Genomic DNA, 1,995 nt, shown 5'->3' with positions numbered 1-1,995 from the left:
ATTGAAACGAGAGAACTGAATGTCTGCTGTTATTTGTGGCTCCCTGGCGTTTGACACCATCATGACCTTTGAGGGGCGCTTTTCGGAGCAGATACTACCCGACCAGTTGCATATCCTGAATGTGTCGTTTCTGGTGCCGGCGCTGCGCCGCGAGTTCGGTGGCTGCGCCGGCAACATCGCCTACAGCCTGCAGCAGCTTGGCGGCAAGCCGCTGCCCATGGCCACGGTCGGCAGTGACGGCGCCGAGTACGTGGAGCGCATGAAGACGCTGGGCATCAGCACGGAATTTGTGCGGCAGGTGGGCGACACCTATACCGCCCAGGCGATGATCATGACCGACCGGGACAACAACCAGATCACGGCTTTTCATCCGGGTGCCATGATGCAGGCCCATATCACCCGCATTGACGCACGCGATGACATCAAGCTGGGCATTATTTCGCCTGACGGGCGCGATGCCATGCTGCAGCATGCCGAGCAGTTCAAGCTGGCCGGTATCCCCTTCGTTTTTGATCCAGGCCAGGGCCTTCCCATGTTTGACGGCAAGGAGCTTTCCCACTTTGTGGAACTCTCCACCTGGGTGACCGTCAACGATTACGAGGCCAAAATGCTGTGCGACCGCACGGGCCTGTCATGCGCCGAATTGTCCCGCCGGGTGCAGGGCCTGGTGGTGACGCTGGGCGCGGAAGGTTGCGAGGTCTGGATTGGCGGCGAGAAAACCCTGGTGCCACCGGTAAAGGCCGGATCAGTGGTCGACCCGACAGGGTGCGGCGACGCTTTTCGCGGGGCTTTGCTGTTTGGCCTCGAAAAAGGCTGGACGCTGGACCGCTGCGCCGCCTTGGGGAACCGGGTGGGTGCGCTCAAGATCGCCACGCGCGGTGGCCAGAACTACACGTTGAATTCCGAACAAATCAGTGCTTGAGCAAGACAGAATGGGCGCCGCCAGCTATTAAATTAATAGCATGCGATCGTTCCCTTGTCGTAGGCGGCGCGGCTATGGCTCGCGGTGGTCCAATGCTTTTAGCCATTCATTCCATGCAGCCTGGCTTGCCGCTTCAGCGCTGACGCGCAACTGCTTGCGCCTTGAGGCTTCTCCGCGGGCCAGCGTGACCGCCTGCTGCGGAACGCCAAGGCAACCGGCCAGCCATTTCACCAGCGCCTGATTGGCTTTGCCGTCCACGGGCGGTGCCTGCAATCGCAGGCGCAGCGCCTGCTGCCCGGCCTCTCCATGCAGGCCCATCATCTCGGTTTTGGCGGCGTTGGGCACCACATGGATGCCGATCAGAACGTCCCCATTCTTTTCCCGTCGCAGAAAAGGAAGTTCGGGCAGCGCGGGGAACGGTTTCATGGCTGGAGTGGTCCGGCGGCGGTAAACAGGGGTGTCAATTGTGGATGGCCTCAGGAACGGTCCAGCCATGAAAAAAGCCCGACATCTTTCGATATCGGGCTCTAAGCAGAATTACCTTACTGCTTACGGCTTGCTGGCTGTCGGAAACGGCCAGGCAGCTTGCGGGTTCAGAGTAGTCTGAGCCGCAGGGGCAGCCGCTGCAGCGGGTGCTTTCGCAGCTTTGGCAGCAGGTTTTTTCGCGGCTTTCTTCGCAGCGGGCTTTTTCGCTGCTTTCTTGGCGGCAGGCTTTTTCGCAGCGGCTTTCTTCGCCGCTGGTTTCTTCGCTACCTTTTTCGCGGCCTTCTTGGCTGCTGGCTTTTTCGCTGCAGCTTTCTTGGCTGCTGGCTTCTTGGCCGCTACCTTCTTGGCTGCTGGCTTTTTCGCTGGMGMTTTTTTCGCAGCTGGCTTTTTGGCCGCTACTTTTTTCGCTGGAGCTTTTTTAGCCGGAGCTTTTTTCGCTGCTGCTTTTTTCGCAGGAGCCTTCTTAGCCGCTACTTTTTTCGCAGGGGCTTTCTTTGGAGCAGCTTTTTTAGCCGCAGTTTTTTTCGCAGTTGCCATAGTTTTCTCCTTGATCACGTTGCAAAGAGCACTTCACGGTTGGAGTACGT

Annotated in this window: 3 protein-coding genes; 1 reads left to right on the top strand and 2 read right to left on the bottom strand. The window is 58.8% G+C overall.

The genetic code is table 11. The features are described from left to right. Window positions 1-19: 19 nt before the first annotated feature. Entirely contained in the window at window positions 20-922 is a 903-nt protein-coding gene (locus AC1D1X_RS21785) for a carbohydrate kinase family protein (protein WP_477668372.1), read from the top strand. 72 nt (window positions 923-994) lie between these two features. Here the strand turns inward: AC1D1X_RS21785 and AC1D1X_RS21780 are convergent, their stop codons facing one another. Continuing rightward, window positions 995-1,348, bottom strand: coding sequence for a DUF167 domain-containing protein (locus AC1D1X_RS21780; protein ID WP_477668371.1), 354 nt, complete (start codon window positions 1,346-1,348; stop codon window positions 995-997). 123 nt (window positions 1,349-1,471) lie between these two features. After that, window positions 1,472-1,945 carry a histone H1-like DNA-binding protein gene (locus AC1D1X_RS21775; protein WP_477699162.1) on the bottom strand — a complete coding sequence of 158 codons (474 nt, stop codon included), beginning with the start codon at window positions 1,943-1,945 and terminating at the stop codon, window positions 1,472-1,474. Window positions 1,946-1,995 lie beyond the last annotated feature (50 nt).

The organism is Polaromonas sp. P1_G4 (assembly GCF_056405475.1).
The sequence above is the reverse complement of the archived record's forward strand: the minus strand, read 5'-3'. Positions and strand labels throughout refer to the sequence as shown.